Source organism: Leptolyngbya sp. FACHB-60 (assembly GCF_014695775.1).
In the GTDB taxonomy this organism is placed as follows: Bacteria; Cyanobacteriota; Cyanobacteriia; order Phormidesmidales; family Phormidesmidaceae; genus Nodosilinea.
Genome location: NZ_JACJOX010000058.1, coordinates 1 through 17,678, shown reverse-complemented (window position 1 = coordinate 17,678; position 17,678 = coordinate 1). Strand labels below are relative to the sequence as shown.

The window sequence follows — 17,678 nt, the reverse complement described above, 5'->3', positions numbered from 1 at the left end:
ATTAAACTCCAGGAGTATTAAGCGGCAAGATCAGGAGTAGGTACTTCACTCACGGACTGGGGATCAGTCTAAACAGGCTAAGAAAAGCCTGTGAGCAAGGTTAAAGAGTTGAAAGCCTGGTTCACCAGACAGACGAGCTCAGCTTAGGGATTGATTTGAAGCGACGGCTAGAGCCGGTCAATAGACATGTTCTAAAGCTTTGAAGTGAAGCACCTCCCAACTGACCTTAGATATTCCCTATATATGTGCGCCAATGGCGGTTCCCTTATCTAAGTTTTAGAAAGAAATCATTTTTCTCTTGCGAAAGACTATAAAAAATACGTAAACTGAATCGTTTCTCAATCATTGTTTTTTCTAGCAGGAGTGTCGTTCTCCTAGCTATTACATTGCGTGATCTGCTGAGCAGAGATTGACCCAACCAAGAAAAAATGTGGTAAGCAGTGGCATTGCAGCAAATTGTTTTACTGATATGTGGCGGCATGCACCCGCCTAGCTATACGGGGCAGATTTTGGCCGCGATCGCCAAAGATGAGGTGTTGAGTCGGTACAGTCAGGTTTGCGCACCCCAATCTACGCTGGGCGTTCTCTCGCCCTTTGCCCTACGCCAAGCTCTTAAAGGCAGGGCTAAATTGAGCTGTGAGCCAGCAAAAGCAGCAAGCTCTACCAGCCCCTTGAGGAATACCCTAGACAACACCTCTCTTGAAGATGCACCACCAGCGCTGATCATTTGGGCATTTAGTGCGGGCTGCGTTGGGGCAGCTGCCCTAGCAACTCACTGGCAGCGTTATCAGGCTCCGGTGCTTGCCCTCTTGATGGCAGATGGCTGGGGAGTGCCCCGTGATCCCACGGTGCCAACCTATCGACTCAGCCACGATCGCACGACCCACCACACCTCCCGCTGTTTGGGTGCCGGAGATATTGACTTTTACGCCGACCCAGCCGTGCCGCATCTCCACCTGTGGCAGCAGCCTCAGTCGGTAGTGGGTTGGGCCACGGCGCCAGGGAAAGTTAAGGAATCTATAACCGCCGCCGATTTTCTTTGCATGCGATCGCGCCAGGCCATTGACCGCTACACCACCGATTCATTGTTGAATATCAACACCCCATAACCAGGTGGCCTAAAGTAAGCCCTGTGGCAACGACGGCTCTGGCCTCTGCTGCTAATATGAGAGGAAATGTTCTTCATTTAACAGCATTTAGCACCACGATTCCTGTAAAGCAGCGGCGGTGAGCCTGTTCACTGCCCGTGTGGCCTGAGGGAGAAAATGTTCTGATCTTATTTTCTTCTTAACTAATGCAATCTAGCCCTAGCTCAACTCAAGCACCCGCCGCTATGACAACTCCCATTGCCGCTCCTAACAGTGTTCTTGTGCGCCGCGCCTCTGGCGCTTTTGCCCTAATCGACAGCCTCAGACGGCATGGGGTAGAGCATATTTTTGGCTATCCGGGTGGAGCTATTTTGCCAATCTACGACGAGCTGTACCGCGCCGAAGCCGCTGGGGGCATCAGTCATATTTTAGTGCGTCATGAGCAGGGCGGAGCCCATGCCGCTGACGGCTACGCCCGCGCCACCGGGAAAGTGGGCGTCTGCTTTGGCACCTCTGGCCCTGGCGCTACCAACCTGGTTACCGGCATTGCCACAGCCCAAATGGACTCAATCCCCATGGTGGTGATTACGGGCCAGGTGCCCAGCCATGCGATCGGCAGTGACGCCTTTCAAGAGACCGATATCTTCGGCATTACTCTGCCCCTGGTCAAACATTCCTACGTTGCTCGTACCCCTGACCAAATTCCGCGCATGGTGGCGGAGGCCTTTTACATTGCCCAAACCGGTCGCCCCGGCCCGGTGCTGATTGACATCCCAAAAGACATTGGCCTAGCGGACTTCGACTACGTGCCCGTGGAGCCTGGACAGGTAAGTCTGCCCGGTTACAAACCTACCGTTAAAGGTAATCCCCGCCAGGTTAATCCGGCTCTGCGCCTGATGCGCCAGAGTGAGCGCCCTCTGCTTTACGTGGGTGGCGGTGCCATTACCGCTAACGCTCACGCCGAAATTTGCCAACTGGCAGAATATTTTCAAATTCCCGTGACCACCACGCTGATGGGCAAGGGAGCCTTTGATGAGCATCACTCCTTAGCCCTTGGCATGCTGGGCATGCACGGCACTGCCTATGCCAACTTTGCCGTTAGCGAGTGCGATCTGCTGATTGCTGTAGGCGCTCGCTTTGACGATCGCGTTACCGGCAAGCTAGACGAGTTTGCCTCTCGTGCCCAGGTCATTCATATCGATATTGACCCGGCTGAGGTGGGCAAAAATCGCACTCCCCAGGTACCGATTGTGGGCGATGTGAGGCAGGTGTTGACCACCATGCTCATCCGCTTAGAGGAAGAAAACCAGCTGCCGCCCCCTAACCAAACAGCGGCTTGGCGCGATCGCATCGATCGCTGGAAGCGTGACTATCCCCTGGTGGTGCCCACCTATCCCGATGAGCTGTCGCCCCAGGAAGTGATCCACGAACTCGCCATTCAGGCTCCCCACGCCTACTTCACTACCGATGTGGGACAGCACCAGATGTGGTCAGCTCAGTTCTTAAAGAATGGCCCCCGCCAGTGGGTGTCAAGCGCGGGACTTGGCACCATGGGCTTCGGCATGCCCGCTGCCATGGGGGTGCAGGTGGCGCTGCCCAACGAAACAGTGATCTGCATTAGCGGCGACGCCAGCTTCCAGATGAATTTGCAAGAGCTAGGTACCCTGGCTCAGTACAACATTCCAGTCAAGACGGTGATTGTGAACAACGGCTGGCAGGGCATGGTGCGCCAGTGGCAGCAGGCCTTCCACGGCGAGCGCTACTCCTCTTCTAATATGGAAGTGGGTATGCCCAACTTTGAGGTGCTGGCCCAAGCCTATGGCATCAAGGGTATGATGGTGCGCGATCGCGACCAGCTCACCCCAACTGTGGCGGCTATGCTGGCCCACGACGGCCCCGTCCTGCTCGACGTGCGCGTGCGCCGCAACGAAAACTGCTACCCCATGGTGGCCCCTGGCAAAGGCAATCACCAGATGATCGGTCTGCCTGAGGTGCATGGTACTGGCAGTGGCACTGGCTTGACACCTTGTGTTAGCTGTGGGCACCAAAATGTCTCAACCAGCAACTTCTGCTCAGAGTGCGGCACAAAGCTATAGAGCATAAAAACGTCATTTAATACTGTAAAAGGTTCAAGATTTGGGAATTGATCCTATTTTTTGGCCCTTAGAATTCAGCTCTTAAATGCCGCATTCATTTTGCCGGTTGATGGCTCAATTTTTTCAGAATGCAGTATCCTGACTTCAGTTTCATTACTGGTGTGGGTCATCTATGTCCGCTGCGCTGAAATCCTATGTGCCTCGTCCAGTACCGTCTCGGCCTAGAGCAGCGACAGCACATGCCCAAGGCTACGCCACGCGACCAGCAGAAATCAGGCCAGAGGTTTCTGCGCCGGTGGTGCTGCCGCAAGCTCCAGGCTTGGATTCTTCTAGCCCAGTGGTGCAGCGACTGGGCCAGCTGCACCTGGTGTCGTCAGCGCTGGCCACATCTTTAGTAGCGCTGACCTTGTTGAGCTATGGCACCTCGGTGTATATCAATCGCCAGCTCAACCAGGCCAGTCAGCAGCTCAATCGCTTGCAGCGTAACGAGCAGCAGCTCACCACGGCCAATGAGGTACTTAAAAATCATCTGGCCCAGCAGGTAGAAGGGAGTGAAATGGGATTTCAGCCCCCTCAGCCGGGCAGCGTCATCTTCCTCAAGCCAGCGCAGCAGACTGCTGTGGCGATGACGGCTCCCGTACCAACATCGCTCTTGGGACGACTGGCTCTACCCAAGGTGGATGTCCCTTTAGGTTATTAGGCCCTAGCCTCACCGTTTACCTGCGTTGCACCCATGGCTAGCTCTGCCTACTCTACCCGTCGCCGCCGTCGCCGCAAACAATCTCTGCCTCGCCCACCGGCGGTGGTTCCCTTCAACCCATCAGCCAACCGGGTCAGAATATTGTTGGTGTGGGCGTTGCTGGTACTGTCGCTGGTCGCGATCGCGGGGCGGTTAGCCTGGCTACAGCTAGCCCAGGGCGATAGTCTATCTAGTTTGGCCCAGCAGCAGCGGCTCACATCGCCAGTGCAACGGCAGGTGCGGCGCTCCATTGCCGATCGGCAGGGCAATGTGATTGCCGTCGATCGCGTGGTCTATACGCTCTATGCCCATCCTCAGCTATTTGATCTATCGATTTCAGAGATGGCAGCGACTCTCAGCCCGCTGCTAGAAAGCCCAGAGTCTGGCCTGATTGGCCAGTTTAGCAAGCAGCCAACCGGCATTCGGGTAGCCGACGGGTTATCCGAAGCGACGGTCGATCGCCTGCGCGCCTTACGTCTCAACGGTCTCGAATTAACTCCCCAGCAGCAGCGCTTTTATCCTCAACAGCAGCTGTTTGCCCCTATCGTCGGCTTTGTCAATTTTGACGGGCAGCCCCAGGCAGGCTTAGAAATTGCCTATCAAGACCAGTTGGCCCTTACGCCAGCCGAAGCAGCATCGCCCGCTGAGACGGAAATTCCTTTAGAAACCTATGGGCCGCCAGCGCCTGGTGACACATTAGAGGTTGCTGATGATCGCCAAGATCAGCTTGATACCGATGTGAATACTGAAAGTGACACCGCTGCATTGGAGACAGACAGCACCGCCAGCCTGCGCCTCACCCTCGACAGTCGGCTTCAGCGGAGTGCCCAACAGGAGCTACAGGCGGTGGTCGATCGCCACAACGCCAAACGGGGTACTGTGATGGTCATGGAGGCCCAAACCGGTGAAATGCTCGCCCTGGCCAGTGTGCCCACCTACGACCCTAACCAGTACTTTAAAACCGATCCCGAAGCCCTCAAAACCTGGGCTGTGAGCGACCTCTACGAACCTGGCTCTACCTTTAAACCAATCAACATTGCGATCGCCCTAGAAGCCGGACTAATCAGACCCGACGAAGTCGTCAACGACAGCGGTCAAATGCAGTTTGGCGAATGGAAGATCAGAAACCACGACTACGCCACCGCTGGCGGTCGTGGGCCGCTCTCCATCACCGACGTACTGAAGTACTCCAGCAACGTAGGCATGGTACGCATCATGCAGAAAATGCCCGCCGCCGACTACTTTAGCTGGCTTCAGCGACTCAGCCTCGATCGCCCCACTGGCATAGATCTACCCGCAGAAGCCACCGCTCAGATGAAAGACCGCGAGCAGTTTGTTCGCAGCCGAGTCGAGTCAGCCACTACGGCCTTCGGCCAAGGCTTTTCGCTATCACCCATTAAAATGGTGCAACTGCTTGGCACTCTGGCCAACGGCGGTAAGCTGGTCACTCCTCACGTGGTCAGCGGTATGGTTTCCGCAGATGGCACCGAGGTGTGGACTCCAGACCGTGCCCGGCCTAAGACCGTCTTTTCGCCCCAGACTACCCAGCAGGTGCTCACCATGATGGAGGCCGTCGTCAGCGAAGGCACTGGCGATGCGGCTAAGCTATCCGGCTACCGCATTGGGGGCAAAACCGGAACGGCCCAAAAGGCGACCGTGTCCGGGGGCTATGGGCGAGGCCGAGTCACCAGCTTCGTGGGCATTTTACCCATCGATTCACCCCAATATGTGGTCCTGGCCGTCATCGACGAACCCCAGGGAGATGACGCCTACGGCTCAACGGTCGCCGCTCCCCTGGTGAAGAAAGTGATCGAAGCGCTGGTCGTGCTCGAAGGGTTACCCCCCAGCGCCGCTGCTACCCCTTAGCGAGCGATCCCTCAAAAGGGAGATGCCGTCACTGTGCCGCCAAGGTTTTCAACGATCGATCGCGTATTGGCTACCACCATCTTGAGGTAGCTATCCCCGTCACTGCCAGGAGCACCAATAGAGTCAGAATAAAGAGCTTGGGGTGCTAAGGTCACCCCAGATTCGTTTGCTACGGTGGTAATCAGTTGGGGATTGATGGTGGTTTCGGCAAAGATGGCGGGTACTCCCAATCCCTGAATAGCGGCAACCAGCTGCTGCACGGTGCGAGCGCTGGGTTGCTCCTCGGTGCTAAGGCCAATTAGGGTGCCTGCCACCGTGAGACCGTAGGCGTTGGCATAGTACTGAAAAGCATCGTGGGTAGTGACCAACTGCCGTTGCGCTGGGGGAATGGTAGCAGTCTGGATCTCTACCCAGCTATGGAGCTGCTCCAGTTCAGCAATGTAGGCAGCGGCGTTAGTGGTAAACAAGTCTGCCTGGTCAGGAGCTAGCTCAATCAGCTGATCCCGAATCGTTTCGACCATGGGCACCACATTGCTCACATCGCCCCACACGTGAGGATCGGGTACGGTGGTTGTCCCTTTTTGCAAATCTAGGGGAGGCACCACCTCACCTACGGCTACCCGTTGGGCGTCTACTCCAGCCGCATTGAGCAACCGAACCAGGTTGGGTTCTAAGTTATAGCCGTTGTAGAAAATCAGGTCGGCGTCTTCAAAAGCAATAGTGTCAGCGGGAACGGGCTCATAGACGTGGGGATCAGCACCGGGCTGCAAAATGCCGGTCAGTGCAACTTGGTCCCCCCCTACTTCGGCGACCCAATCGGCAATAACAGTACTGGTAGCCACCACGGCAGGACGTGAATCATCAGCTTCATCTGAAGCAAGTTCTGACCGTTGAGCAGAGTCACAGCTTACCAATCCCAGCCCTAGGAGCAATACCACAGCGGCTATTCTTCCATACCGTGGATACAGATTCATGCGTTGCATAAGCTGCTTTTCATAATCATTTCATTTTTACGATACAATACATTTCATAATCATTTCATTTTCGCGATTGCAGCTCCTCACCCCTGCGTTAGAAATACCGGTATGGCTCCTGCTCCTTACATTACTATCGACCACCTGAGCGTCAACTACCGTGACGTGCAGGCTCTGCGCAACATCAACCTCACCCTGCGCCCCGGCAAGTTGGTGGGCGTCTTTGGCCCCAATGGTGCGGGCAAAAGCACGCTGCTCAAAGCCATGTTAGGACTGATGCCCTTGGTCACCGGACGGGTCACCTATGGCGATGACACCTTGGCCCACCAGCTTGCTCGGGTGGCCTACGTACCTCAGCGATCGCAGATCGACTGGACTTTCCCCGCCACCGTGTGGGATGTGGTGATGATGGGCCGTGTGCAAAAAACCGGCTGGTTGAATCGGTTTTCGACGGCTAGCCGCCAAATGGCTCAAGATGCCTTAAACCGAGTTGGGATGGCCGACTTTCGCGATCGCCCCATTGGCGCCCTCTCCGGTGGGCAGCAGCAGCGGGTATTTTTAGCTCGTGCCCTGGCCCAGGAAGCCGACATCTTTTGCTTTGACGAACCCTTTGTTGGGGTTGATCAAAAGACTGAGGATGTGATTTACAAAATTTTTCGCGAGCTGGCCGCAGCAGGCAAAATTGTTCTGGTCGTAAACCACGATCTGGGCGAGTCAATTATGAACTTTGACCAGCTTATCCTTTTAAACAAAGAACTAATTGCCACTGGTCCCCGCGACTGGGTGCTCACTCGCGACAATATGACCCGCGCCTATGGTGGCCACGTAGGCTTCTTTGGCCATGTCGCCTGATCTGGCACTGCTTAACGGGCTGATTGAGCCCTTGCAGTATGCCTTTATGCAGCGATCCCTAGCGGTGGCGATCATGGTGGGGATCATTTGCTCAGTGGTGGGCAGCTACCTGATGGTGCAGCGCTTGGCTCTCCTGGGCGATGCCATTAGCCACTCGGTGCTGCCAGGGCTGGCGATCGCATTCTTGTTTGGCGTCAATATTTTTATCGGTGCTTTTATTGCTGGAGTGCTCAGCACCGTGATAATTGGCTGGATTCACACGCGATCGCCCATTAAAGAAGACGCCGCCATGGGCATTGTCTTCTCGGCCTTTTTTGCCCTGGGCATAACGTTAATTACCACTATTCAAAAAGACAACAAGATCGACCTCAACCACTTTCTCTTTGGCAACATTCTAGGCGTGACGGCTGGGGAAGTGCGCGATACGGCCATCATTGCTGCCTTAGTACTTGTGATCGTCGTTTTGCTCTATAAAGAGCTACTGTTCTATAGCTTCGACCCTCTCGGCGCTAAAGCCAGCGGCCTGCCCACGGGGCTGCTCCACGCCGGTCTGATGGTGCTGATTGCCCTCACCGTAGTGGCCAGTATGAAGGTAGTGGGGGTAATTCTGGTGCTGTCGCTGCTGATTGCACCTGGAGCCACAGCTTACCTGCTAGTACCTCGTCTGCACCAGGTAATGCTGCTGGGAGCAGGGGTGGGGGTGTTTTCGAGCGTCAGCGGCATGTACTTGAGCTATTACCTCAATCTGCCTTCCGGCCCCGCCATTGTGATGGTAGTATCGACGCTGTTTGCCCTAGCGTTTCTGTTCAGCCCCCGCTACGGAGTGCTGATCGGCCCCGGACGATGGCCCTTTAAAGCCGGTCTTTGACCATTACAGATGTGAAAAAATCATATCTACCCCTCCGACTGGGTACGCAACTCCTGGGCACGCAGGTAAAGCTGCACCCACTGAGCCTGAATTTGCCGACTCTTGAGCCCTAGACGGCGAGCTAAATCGTCGGGGGGATGTTCCGCCTTGTAGGCGGTCAAGATCGCCTGTTCTTCTGGTGAGAGATCTTGCCAAAAGCCATCCCATTGAGCCGGGGTGAGACCAAAGTTATGCTCTTGCAGCGAGGTTTTTAGCCAGCCCAGCACCATGGCAGGCTGCTCTCGTAGGGCAAAAATTCGAATTGCGTGGTAGGTGATTTTTTCGCGCAGGCGATAGACCTGCTGCACAGGCATGTCAAGCGCTTGGGCAATCTGCTCTTGGGAAAGGCCGTTGAGGTGCAACTCAAGCCACCGAGCCGCCGTGTCGTCGAGGTTACGGCTGAGGTAATTGACAAAGGAGCTTTTCACCTGCTGGCGCATGCTCTGCTGCTCTAGTTCGTTTTGCTCGTCCTGGTACTGGTTCCAGGCTTCTACGTCGAGCAAGCTAAGCGAGTCTTCACTGTCGTTGGGGGCAATCTCGTCAGAGACCAGGCGAATCAGTTCTCCTGTGGGCACCTGGGTCATGCCGCCCTTTTGGCTGCGGCGCAGATAGTTGACAAAGCGATAGATGATTAAGGGCTGGTTGCGAATGGGGCGCAGGCAGTATTCTTCAAGGCTGGCCAGCATGAGCAGGTTGCGCAGCCGTGAGTTTTGGGTGCAAGTCGAGATCCATTTCAGCTGCTGGGCTAGGTGGCGATCGCTGCGCATCATCTCTTGAATCACTTCCTGGATCACGTCGACCACAGTGCGGCGGCGATCGCGGCTGAGCGAAATCCAGGTTTTAATCTTGTTGCGAATCAAAAACAGACTGCTGAGCCGCTTGATTAGCCGCTGATAGCCCTGCTCTGGGCTCACATCCCAATAGCGCTGCTGCAAAATGCGGTAGCGATACTCAATCGCCTGACGGGCGATCGCGAGGTCAGCCTCAGCCAGGGTAGCTAACCGCTCCGGCGCTTCTCCTAGCAGCCAGCTGACAACGCTTTGGCAAACCGACTGGGGCTGATTGGGAAAGTCCTCCCGCAAACGGGATAACCAAACCTCGGCTATAGTGTCTGCCGCGACCATGCAATCAAATCCTTTCCGGGTGTGCCCAAGCTGGCTGTAGGCTTTATCTTAGTATCTGATCTCTTCAGACTCACGATCTAAAGCGTGTTTTTTAGCTCGCATAGGCTGCGGTAGCTATCACTGAGTCGAAAGCTTTACACAAAATTTATGTCTGTTATCGCTTCAGCAAGATTTTGCGAAGGGTGTTCTCTACGGCCAGACTTGCCTTTCTCAGACTGATAGTGTGCACATGAACCCATATGTACTTATACGGTAATCACACTGTGACAAAGGTCACACTAATTACCCTTTGGTTCCAGAACGATTTCGGTTAAAGCAGAATCTATGTAAAAAAAAGCACAAAGTCTTTTGGCTTTTAAGCATATCTGCGGTCAAACTGGTATAAATTTTTTAAACCTCAGCACACGTGTTTTGTAACAGGGTCTACCATGTTATCCCTTCATACAGATAGCTCTGGAGGTGCTTCTCCAGAGACTTCTATATCTATTGCTCATCCGTCGGTTCGGTGTCTAATAAAGCGTTCTATAGATATTTTGGGCGCTCTGATAGGGTTAGCCATACTGGTTTTGGTAGCGCTGCCAGTTGCCCTAGCCATTAGGCTAGATAGCCCCGGCCCTATTTTCTACGCCCAAACCCGTTACGGTCTCAAGGGTAAGCCTTTCACCATCTGGAAATTTCGCTCCATGGTGCCCAATGCTGATGCCCTCAAGCAAACCGTATCAAACCAAGCCCAGGGGCTTATCTTCAAGAACGAAAACGATCCCCGCATCACCCGAGTTGGCCGTGTTTTGCGAAAAACAAGCCTAGACGAGTTTCCACAGTTTTGGAATGTACTCAAAGGCGATATGAGTCTGGTTGGCACTCGCCCCCCCACCGCCGATGAGGTTTCTCGCTATAGCCCTCACCACTGGCGGCGACTCGACGTTAAGCCTGGCATCACAGGGCAGTGGCAAGTCAGTGGCCGCTCAGCTATCAAAGACTTTGAAGAAATTGTGCATCTAGATTTGCAGTACCAGGCCATTTGGTCGCCCTGGTACGATCTTCAAGTCATTCTAAAAACGGTCACCGTATTGCTCGATCGCAAAGGTGCTTTTTAGAAAAAACAGCCCTACAGATCACTGCCCTCGTCAACCTCAGTATCTGTAGCAATCACCAGGTTATCGCGATGGATGACGGTATCTGCCCCAGCATAGCCTAGGATGCCTGGAATATCTTCTGACCGGTGACCCAGAATTCGGGTGAGGTCTGGGGCACTGTAGTTAGTAATGCCTCTGGCAATATCTTCGCCGCTGACAGAACAGATAACAACGGCGTCTTGGGCATCAAAATCTCCCTCTAAACGGGTAATGCCGGCCGCTAAGAGCGACTTTCCCCCCTGCAAAATCGCCTGGGTTGCACCCTGATCCAAATAAAGGCGGCCCGAAGGAGCAAGACCGGCGGCAATCCAGCGCTTACGGGCACGACTGGGGCGGGGCGATGGGGCAAATTGTGTACCCACCGCCTCTCCCGCGATCGCCTTAATCACATTTTGGGGCTGACGACCATCGGTAATGACGGTGCGCACCCCCGCCGTAGTAGCGATTTGAGCAGCTTCTAGCTTAGTTAGCATACCGCCTGTCCCCCAGGCCGATCCCTGACCACCCGCCACAGCTTTGAGCGCCTGAATGTCTGCCAACCGATCGATCGCAATAATCGGCTGAGCTTCGGGGTTAGACCGGGGATCAGCAGAATACAGGCGATCGACATCGGTAAGTAGAAACAGCCACTGAGCACCAATCAGACTGGCGACTAAAGCCGAGAGGGTGTCATTATCGCCAAACTTGAGTTCTTCCACGGCAACGGTGTCGTTCTCGTTGACGATAGGAATTACGCCCATCTGCAACAGCTGACGAAAGGTGCGGTAGCTGTTGACATAGCGCGATCGCTGAGCCAGATCGCTGCGGGTCAGCAGTACCTGGGCAATGGGCTGGTTTAGGGCTGAAAACAGGTCGTCGTAGATGCGCATCAGGCGTCCTTGCCCCACCGCCGCTACGGCTTGCTTCATCGCCAGAGTTTTGGGGCGCTCAGCCAGGTTGAGGCGGCGGCAGCCAATGCCGACGGCCCCTGAGGATACTAAAACGACCTGGTGCCCTTGCTGACGCAGAGTGCAGAGGGTTTCCACCAGGGCAGCCAGGGTAGAGAGGGCAAACTGACCCGTGCTAGTGCCAGTCAGGCTGGAGGTACCGATTTTGACTACTAAGGTTTGAACTGAGCTCACGGGCAGGCAATGTCGGTAAAGATGGCCCTGGCAGTATAACAATCGACCTAGACGTAGAACATAGTCGCGTTAGTCAAAGAGCAACCTTATATGAACAGTGAAGTCCCCAAAAAACTTTGGGTGCCAACCCGAAAGTCGACACCCAAAAATGGCTTATTAAATTTAAGAGCCTATATAAAACCGGCCCCTGTTTATGTATTACTACTATCGCAGCCGCCCTAAGGTTTCAACTTAACTCTAATGTTTTCTTTATATTTAGCCCTACGAAGTTTCTCGCCTAAAAGATTGCGTTTCGTAAACGTTCTTCGCCTATATTAAACCAGTGTTTGGGCCACTAATTTTAAAGCGTAACCCCAAAATATTGGGAGATCATGACCTCAAGCGTCCTTAAAGGCGAAGTGCGCGCCACCTGGTTAAGCCCAGGCATAGGGTTGACCAAAATGGTAAACAAACCCACTCGGTTACCAGCTAAAACATCAGTAAATAAGCGATCGCCCACCATTGCCACCTGATCTACTGGAAGATCCATAGCCGCCAAAGCCAGCTTTAGCTTGCGTCCTGAGGGCTTGCCGGCACTAGTCAGGTAAGGCACATCAAACAACGCGGCAATGCGACTAATGCGGTGAGCATTGACGTTGTTGCTCACGAGCCATACCGTTGCAATGGCCTTCATCTGATGCATCCAGTGGGCTAGGTCAGGGTTAGTTTCAGCCTGACGCAGAGGCACTAGGGTATCGTCCACATCCAGAATTAGACCCTTCAGATTGTGCTGAGCCAGCAGCTCAGGGGAAATCGCCAAGACGTTGCCGTCCAGCACTAGATCAGGTTGCAGCAGGCGAGAAAACGACATAAAAAAACCATAGCCCCAAACGTAGCATAGTCTAGATCGACGACCTAGAGCTGCTTGAAACGCCAGCAGCACTCTAGTTACAGCGGTTGAACCAAGGCGATCGCGCGCAGGACTCTAGCACAAACAAATTGGGGCTAGTTGTCAATGGTGGCGCGAATCGCGTCGCGGGCGGCTTCGTGCTCTGTCAACGTGCGGCTAAACACGTGGGTTCCGTCGTAGCGAGCCACAAAAAATAGATAATCGGTAGACTCGGGGGCTAGGGCCGCTTCTAAACTGGCTTTACCCGCGCTAGCGATCGGAGTCGGTGGTAATCCTGGGTTGATGTAGGTGTTGTAGGGCGAAGGGGTGCCCACCTGAGTCCAGGTAAGGGGCTGCTCCGGAGTTTGTACAATACCCAACCCGTATTCAACCGTAGGATCGGCTCCTAGAGGCATATTCTGCTTGAGCCGGTTGGTAAAGACCCCAGCAATGGTGCCGCGCTCACCGGCAATCACGGCTTCTTTCTCGACGATGCTGGCCAAGGTAGCCCACTGCAAAAGCGTTAAGTCGGTCGTCGCCTGTTGGTAGACTGGTAGCGCTACCGTCTCAAAACGGCTCAGCATCGCATTGACCACCGCCTCCGGGGTAACCCCCTCAGCCGGAAGCTGATAGGTATCGGGGAATAAAAAGCCTTCCACGTGGGGAAGACCATCGGGCAGCCAGGGGTATGCATCCTTTGACACTTGCTCGGTGGCCGATAGAAAGGCATCGGCAGAGAAAAACCCCTCTTCCTGAAAGTAAGTTGCCATTTGGCGACGGTTCCAACCCTCAGGAACCGTGAACGAGGATTGCACCACCTGACCACTGCGAATCACATCGGCGATCGCGGTCATCGAGTCGGCTGGGTTCAAGGCATAGGTGCCCGCTTGAAACCCACCCTCGGCATTTTGCCAGGTTTGCCAGCGCGACCACAGCTTCCAGGCTAAAGCTGAGCGAATCAGACCAGCCGCTTCTAGATCTTGGCCAATCTGCTGGCCTGGAGTGCCCGGCGGAATTTGAACTTGCACCGTTTGAGGCGCAGTTTCGGCAGGAGTTTCGCTGACTGGTTGATTGGCCCAGCTCCACCAGGCCCAGCCCTGCCAGGCAGCCACCCCTGCGGCCAGAGGCACCAATAGTCCTAAAAAACTCCACCGGACCCAGCGTGAACCTTTAGCCATGATTGCACTATCGATAATCGCCGTTACGGACGTCCCTACTCTAATAGATCAAACAGTTTTTCCTCTAGCCCGCCGCGAATAGTTTGAAATTCTTCCGGGGTCACCACCTCTAGAGAGCCATCGCTAGTGCGGTGAGCAAAAATCAGTAGCGGATCGAGGGGCGTGCACAGCGTATATTCTTCGTCGTCGTAAAAGCAGGTCGCTAGAATCTGAAATTCTTCAGTGACGGGGTTACCGGCGTCATCGAGGTCATCTAGCTCCAGGGTGAGGCAGTTATCTTCCTCAGCCTCAGGAACATCTCCCGATGCCGTCAGGGTAATAGCAGTACGCTGGAGGGTCAAATTTTGCTCAGCCAGCACGGCCTTAGCGGTGAGAAAGACTTGATCGATCTCCTCTTCTTCCACATCCATTAAGACCTCGTCGTCGTTGTCGTCTTGCTGCCAAACAAAAATTTCGATGGGGGCATCAATGGGCAGCAAAAGCAGGTATTCGCGATCGTTGAGCTGAAAGCTCTGCTCCACCTGACAGGGCAAAAACCGCCCGGCGTCATCGGTGAGAACTACGGCTGACTCGTCAATGGGTTGGGTGTTATCCGCCATGGAGGCTACTCTTCTCTCGGTAACCGGGCGCAGTGGGTCAACACCGCAGCCCAGTATGAACACTGAACGGTGTTATCAGAATATCCCATTCGGTTACGTCTGAATTATGATGAGCGCCGTTCATCTAGCCAGCGCTGCAGGATGATGGCAGCCGCTTTACGGTCAATCAGGGCCTTTTCCTGGGCTACAGAATGACCTGCGGCACGCATCAGATGTTCAGCCTCTACAGAACTCAGACGCTCGTCGACATAGACCACAGGCAGCGCCAGGGCCTGACTGAGGCCCTCAGCCACCTTGCGCACTTGGCGGGCCTGGGAACCCTCTTCCCCGTCCATAGTTAGGGGCAACCCCACCACCAACACTTGAGCCTGTCGAGCTTTGACGAAGTGCCGTACATCGGCCACTAGGTCTTGAAACGATCGCCGCTGTAGCGTCGTCAGTCCAGTGGCAATCAGGCCCGTACCATCGCAACCCGCGACTCCAATGCGCCGCCGACCGATGTCTAACCCTAGGGCTGAAACCAGCGCCATAGCCTTGCAGAACCTCAGCGATCGCCTTCAGAAGGCGCATCGACATCGGCATCTGGCTTTTGCCCCAGCACAGCCTGCCAACGCTCTGCCGACCAGGTCATGCGCCCAGGCACCGGCTTGCCCGCAGGCTGTAGCCCTGTTAACACATCCGATAGCTGTAGCCCCTCCAGGGAAAGGTGGCGAGCTTCGCGCACTTTGTGCCACACCGATCGCGACATCAGCAGCGCGTGGGACTCAGGAGTCGCTTGAATTTGAGTAAAGCACTCCTCTCGCTCGGGTTGATAATCGAGGGAGGTCAGCCGTAGAGACTGAGCCGGGAAGGGCTGCAAAATTTTGGCCATCTGCGTCATCAGCTCGGGGTAGAGCCAGGTGTAAGCCGGGTGCACCGTTAACCCGGCCTCGTGGGGCTGCTGTCCATCGCGGGAAATAGCTAGCTTAAATTGACCGATCGCCGCTTTACGCTGCTGCTCAAACACGTAAGCGCTGACGGTTTCTACCTGGTTGACCAGGCGATCAGCAGTGGCGGTAACACTGCCCAACAGCCCGGTCTTAAAGTCCTGAATTTGGTGATCAAACACCTGACGGACCAGCGGTGGCATGGAAGCTGTGTCCAGCTGATACAAAAGCTGAGAATCGGCGTTGCTAATTGGCAGCAGGTTTGGCAAATCAGGCTCACGCTGAGCCAGAGTTTCAATCTGCTCGGCTGCCATTTCCCAATAGGTCATTTGAGCTAGAGGCTGAAACCCGTTGAAGCGATAGAGCGCCAGGGCCGAGGTGTGGTTGACATCCACTTCGAGCATCCAGGTTCTGGCTTCCCAAAGCACTTCAAAGCAATGGCGCAGCAACCTTGAGCCAACATCCATATAGCCCGAGGCAGCTACATACCCAGTGGTCGCCGTGTCGGCCAACGCGCGACGGTTGATGACCACCTGCTCCACCCGCCAAGTGCTGCGAGTTTGATTGAACGGCGACACCTGAATAAACCCCACCAAACTCTTCTGGCGCTCGGCTACAAAGGTAGTCTGGCTTTGCTGCTGCACAGAGCGGGGCAGCCAGCTTAAGACTTTAAGGGGACCATACCAGCGGCGCTGATGATCTAGCCATGTCACAATAGCCTCGGCAGCGTCAAGGTCACCGCCAGCTTCCAAATCCTCTGGCTGCCACTGCTTTAGGTCGTCTAAATCGCGATATTGCAGCGGCCTTACTGTTAGGGTATGGCCAGGGGTCGTCATAGGTGCCATAGGATCTCAAAGATCTGACCTGTATGCCGTCATCCTAGCCGATTTTCCGGATTTCCACACCGCCCCTTGGCGAGGCGAGAGCTGCGTCGGCTGGCTTCTAAACAGGTAGAGCTTCTTTTGTGGAGAATAAGGATTCGGCGTTAGGGAAGCTTCAAAACTCACCATTTACAAAACTTATGATTTAGGCGACGATTGCAACTATGGCTGTTGTTCAGCCCTCACTCTATGAAGAACGGTTAAAGGTCGAGCTACACAGCCCGACCAGCGGTATCTAGGAATAACCATGAGAAATCTTTTAGCCATCGAGCGGTTTTGCCTATACGGTCACGTTGTCGCCATGGTCTTTGGCCTGGCCGGGCTGCTGTGGGTGGTGCCCCACCCTGGCATCCTAGAGTACTTACCGGCAGGGCCAACCCTCTTCCGGTGGAGCATGGCCGGGGGCGGTGTTGGCTACATTTTGCTGGGAACTATGGCAGTAGCCCTGTATGCCTATCGCACCCTAGGACTGGGCAGCTTGATCACGTTTGCGATCGCAGCAGTGGGCGTTTCGCTCACGAGTGAGCTACTGGGCACCAGCACTGGTTTTCCCTTCGGCCACTACAGCTATCTCAACGGGTTGGGCTACAAAGTAGCCGGTCTTGTGCCCTTTACCATTCCGCTGTCGTGGTTTTATCTGGGACTGGCGTCATTTTTGCTGGCTCGCAGCGGTTTGGCCGCTGGGGGCGGTGCCGGCCGCTATAACTGGGCGCGATCGCTAGCCGCCGTGTTTCTAGGGTCTATACTCCTCACCTCTTGGGATTTTGTGCTCGATCCGGCCATGAGCCAGACCGCTCTGCCCTTCTGGTACTGGCACGAACCCGGCGCGTTTTTTGGTATGCCCTACCAGAATTTTGCAGGCTGGCTTGGCACCGGAGTCGTGTTCATCGGTATAGCCCTAGGCCTGTGGAGAATCTTTAAATTTTCTCCTGAGCTAGACCAGGGGCAGCTTACCCTCCCCCTAGTCGTATACCTAGCCAACTTCGGCTTTGCTCTGGTGATGAGTCTGGCTGCTGGCTTCTACGTCCCCATCGCTTTGGGAATTTTGACTGGAGCCTTGCCTGCGGTGCTCTGTTGGCGTGCCACCGCCCAAGAAGATCTGTCAGGTGCATTAGTTGAGTCCACCCAGGTCATTGAAGCTTCGGTAGCGGCGACTAAGGGTTCTTAAATAGCGCACTCTAATTTCTGCCTCATTTCTGGAACTTAACCCCTAGGGCGTGTCATCAATTAGGTTAGGGTTGAAGGGTAGTCCTTAAAGCAAGACTCAGCGGAATGACAAGCCGACGCTATGCCCTGCGCGATGACCAATGGGAGCGAATCCAG

The 17,678-nt window shown here is 54.8% G+C and carries 16 protein-coding genes; 8 read left to right on the top strand and 8 right to left on the bottom strand.

The window, feature by feature from the left end; translation table 11 throughout:
- The first annotated feature begins 479 nt into the window (after positions 1 to 479).
- The 4 genes from H6F57_RS21390 to H6F57_RS21375 all read left to right on the top strand — a co-directional run bounded on the left by H6F57_RS21390 (position 480) and on the right by H6F57_RS21375 (position 5,789).
- Positions 480 to 1,109, top strand: coding sequence for a hypothetical protein (locus H6F57_RS21390; protein WP_190626032.1), 630 nt, complete (start codon positions 480 to 482; stop codon positions 1,107 to 1,109).
- Positions 1,110 to 1,333: 224 nt separating this feature from the next.
- The gene (ilvB, locus tag H6F57_RS21385; protein WP_190626033.1) at positions 1,334 to 3,184 is read left to right on the top strand and encodes a biosynthetic-type acetolactate synthase large subunit; all 1,851 of its coding nucleotides are present in this window, start codon (positions 1,334 to 1,336) and stop codon (positions 3,182 to 3,184) included.
- A gap of 172 nt (positions 3,185 to 3,356) precedes the next feature.
- Entirely contained in the window at positions 3,357 to 3,884 is a 528-nt protein-coding gene (locus tag H6F57_RS21380) for a hypothetical protein (RefSeq protein WP_190626034.1), read from the top strand.
- A gap of 33 nt (positions 3,885 to 3,917) precedes the next feature.
- Positions 3,918 to 5,789 (top strand): penicillin-binding protein 2, encoded by a 1,872-nt coding sequence (locus H6F57_RS21375; protein ID WP_190626035.1) that lies wholly within the window; start codon positions 3,918 to 3,920, stop codon positions 5,787 to 5,789.
- An 11-nt stretch (positions 5,790 to 5,800) separates the two neighbouring features.
- Here H6F57_RS21375 and H6F57_RS21370 read toward each other — a convergent pair whose 3' ends face one another.
- The gene (locus tag H6F57_RS21370) at positions 5,801 to 6,763 is read right to left on the bottom strand and encodes a zinc ABC transporter substrate-binding protein (protein WP_190626036.1); all 963 of its coding nucleotides are present in this window, start codon (positions 6,761 to 6,763) and stop codon (positions 5,801 to 5,803) included.
- A gap of 111 nt (positions 6,764 to 6,874) precedes the next feature.
- Here H6F57_RS21370 and H6F57_RS21365 point away from each other — a divergent pair, with 111 nt between their 5' ends.
- Both H6F57_RS21365 and H6F57_RS21360 read left to right on the top strand, forming a co-directional pair.
- Positions 6,875 to 7,615 carry a metal ABC transporter ATP-binding protein gene (locus tag H6F57_RS21365; RefSeq protein ID WP_190626037.1) on the top strand — a complete coding sequence of 247 codons (741 nt, stop codon included), beginning with the start codon at positions 6,875 to 6,877 and terminating at the stop codon, positions 7,613 to 7,615.
- Complete coding sequence (locus tag H6F57_RS21360) at positions 7,605 to 8,483, top strand: metal ABC transporter permease (protein WP_190626038.1); 879 nt, start codon at positions 7,605 to 7,607, stop codon at positions 8,481 to 8,483. Before H6F57_RS21365 ends, H6F57_RS21360 begins: the two co-directional genes overlap by 11 nt.
- A gap of 26 nt (positions 8,484 to 8,509) precedes the next feature.
- Here H6F57_RS21360 and H6F57_RS21355 read toward each other — a convergent pair whose 3' ends face one another.
- Complete coding sequence (locus H6F57_RS21355; protein WP_190626039.1) at positions 8,510 to 9,646, bottom strand: HetZ-related protein 2; 1,137 nt, start codon at positions 9,644 to 9,646, stop codon at positions 8,510 to 8,512.
- A 428-nt stretch (positions 9,647 to 10,074) separates the two neighbouring features.
- On the opposite strand from H6F57_RS21355, the gene H6F57_RS21350 reads away from it, so the two are divergent.
- On the top strand, positions 10,075 to 10,743 hold the full coding sequence (locus H6F57_RS21350; RefSeq protein WP_190626040.1) for a sugar transferase: 669 nt from the start codon (positions 10,075 to 10,077) through the stop codon (positions 10,741 to 10,743).
- Between the two features lie 11 nt (positions 10,744 to 10,754).
- Here H6F57_RS21350 and proB read toward each other — a convergent pair whose 3' ends face one another.
- From proB to H6F57_RS21320, 6 genes are all read right to left on the bottom strand, one after another.
- On the bottom strand, positions 10,755 to 11,903 hold the full coding sequence (gene proB, locus H6F57_RS21345) for a glutamate 5-kinase (protein WP_190626041.1): 1,149 nt from the start codon (positions 11,901 to 11,903) through the stop codon (positions 10,755 to 10,757).
- Positions 11,904 to 12,243: 340 nt separating this feature from the next.
- Positions 12,244 to 12,753 (bottom strand): YqeG family HAD IIIA-type phosphatase, encoded by a 510-nt coding sequence (locus H6F57_RS21340; protein WP_190626042.1) that lies wholly within the window; start codon positions 12,751 to 12,753, stop codon positions 12,244 to 12,246.
- Between the two features lie 134 nt (positions 12,754 to 12,887).
- Positions 12,888 to 13,949 (bottom strand): endolytic transglycosylase MltG, encoded by a 1,062-nt coding sequence (gene mltG / locus H6F57_RS21335; protein ID WP_190626043.1) that lies wholly within the window; start codon positions 13,947 to 13,949, stop codon positions 12,888 to 12,890.
- A 35-nt stretch (positions 13,950 to 13,984) separates the two neighbouring features.
- On the bottom strand, positions 13,985 to 14,548 hold the full coding sequence (locus tag H6F57_RS21330) for a DUF3727 domain-containing protein (protein ID WP_190626044.1): 564 nt from the start codon (positions 14,546 to 14,548) through the stop codon (positions 13,985 to 13,987).
- Between the two features lie 104 nt (positions 14,549 to 14,652).
- Complete coding sequence (gene ruvX, locus H6F57_RS21325; RefSeq protein WP_190626045.1) at positions 14,653 to 15,078, bottom strand: Holliday junction resolvase RuvX; 426 nt, start codon at positions 15,076 to 15,078, stop codon at positions 14,653 to 14,655.
- 14 nt (positions 15,079 to 15,092) lie between these two features.
- Positions 15,093 to 16,319, bottom strand: coding sequence for a GNAT family N-acetyltransferase (locus H6F57_RS21320; RefSeq protein WP_199289620.1), 1,227 nt, complete (start codon positions 16,317 to 16,319; stop codon positions 15,093 to 15,095).
- A gap of 283 nt (positions 16,320 to 16,602) precedes the next feature.
- Here H6F57_RS21320 and cruF point away from each other — a divergent pair, with 283 nt between their 5' ends.
- Positions 16,603 to 17,523 (top strand): gamma-carotene 1'-hydroxylase CruF, encoded by a 921-nt coding sequence (cruF, locus tag H6F57_RS21315; RefSeq protein ID WP_190626046.1) that lies wholly within the window; start codon positions 16,603 to 16,605, stop codon positions 17,521 to 17,523.
- Positions 17,524 to 17,678 lie beyond the last annotated feature (155 nt).

Bases quoted from the DNA above. Each gene is read 5' to 3' on its own strand.
- H6F57_RS21360 (WP_190626038.1), top strand. From the start codon at position 7,605: ATGTCGCCTGATCTGGCACTGCTTAACGGGCTGATTGAGCCCTTGCAG.
- H6F57_RS21375 (WP_190626035.1), top strand. From the start codon at position 3,918: ATGGCTAGCTCTGCCTACTCTACCCGTCGCCGCCGTCGCCGCAAACAA.
- mltG (WP_190626043.1), bottom strand. From the start codon at position 13,949: ATGGCTAAAGGTTCACGCTGGGTCCGGTGGAGTTTTTTAGGACTATTG.
- ruvX (WP_190626045.1), bottom strand. From the start codon at position 15,078: ATGGCGCTGGTTTCAGCCCTAGGGTTAGACATCGGTCGGCGGCGCATT.
- H6F57_RS21330 (WP_190626044.1), bottom strand. From the start codon at position 14,548: ATGGCGGATAACACCCAACCCATTGACGAGTCAGCCGTAGTTCTCACC.
- H6F57_RS21350 (WP_190626040.1), top strand. From the start codon at position 10,075: ATGTTATCCCTTCATACAGATAGCTCTGGAGGTGCTTCTCCAGAGACT.
- H6F57_RS21340 (WP_190626042.1), bottom strand. From the start codon at position 12,753: ATGTCGTTTTCTCGCCTGCTGCAACCTGATCTAGTGCTGGACGGCAAC.
- H6F57_RS21370 (WP_190626036.1), bottom strand. From the start codon at position 6,763: ATGAATCTGTATCCACGGTATGGAAGAATAGCCGCTGTGGTATTGCTC.
- H6F57_RS21390 (WP_190626032.1), top strand. From the start codon at position 480: ATGCACCCGCCTAGCTATACGGGGCAGATTTTGGCCGCGATCGCCAAA.
- ilvB (WP_190626033.1), top strand. From the start codon at position 1,334: ATGACAACTCCCATTGCCGCTCCTAACAGTGTTCTTGTGCGCCGCGCC.
- H6F57_RS21380 (WP_190626034.1), top strand. From the start codon at position 3,357: ATGTCCGCTGCGCTGAAATCCTATGTGCCTCGTCCAGTACCGTCTCGG.
- H6F57_RS21320 (WP_199289620.1), bottom strand. From the start codon at position 16,319: ATGGCACCTATGACGACCCCTGGCCATACCCTAACAGTAAGGCCGCTG.
- cruF (WP_190626046.1), top strand. From the start codon at position 16,603: ATGAGAAATCTTTTAGCCATCGAGCGGTTTTGCCTATACGGTCACGTT.
- H6F57_RS21355 (WP_190626039.1), bottom strand. From the start codon at position 9,646: ATGGTCGCGGCAGACACTATAGCCGAGGTTTGGTTATCCCGTTTGCGG.
- H6F57_RS21365 (WP_190626037.1), top strand. From the start codon at position 6,875: ATGGCTCCTGCTCCTTACATTACTATCGACCACCTGAGCGTCAACTAC.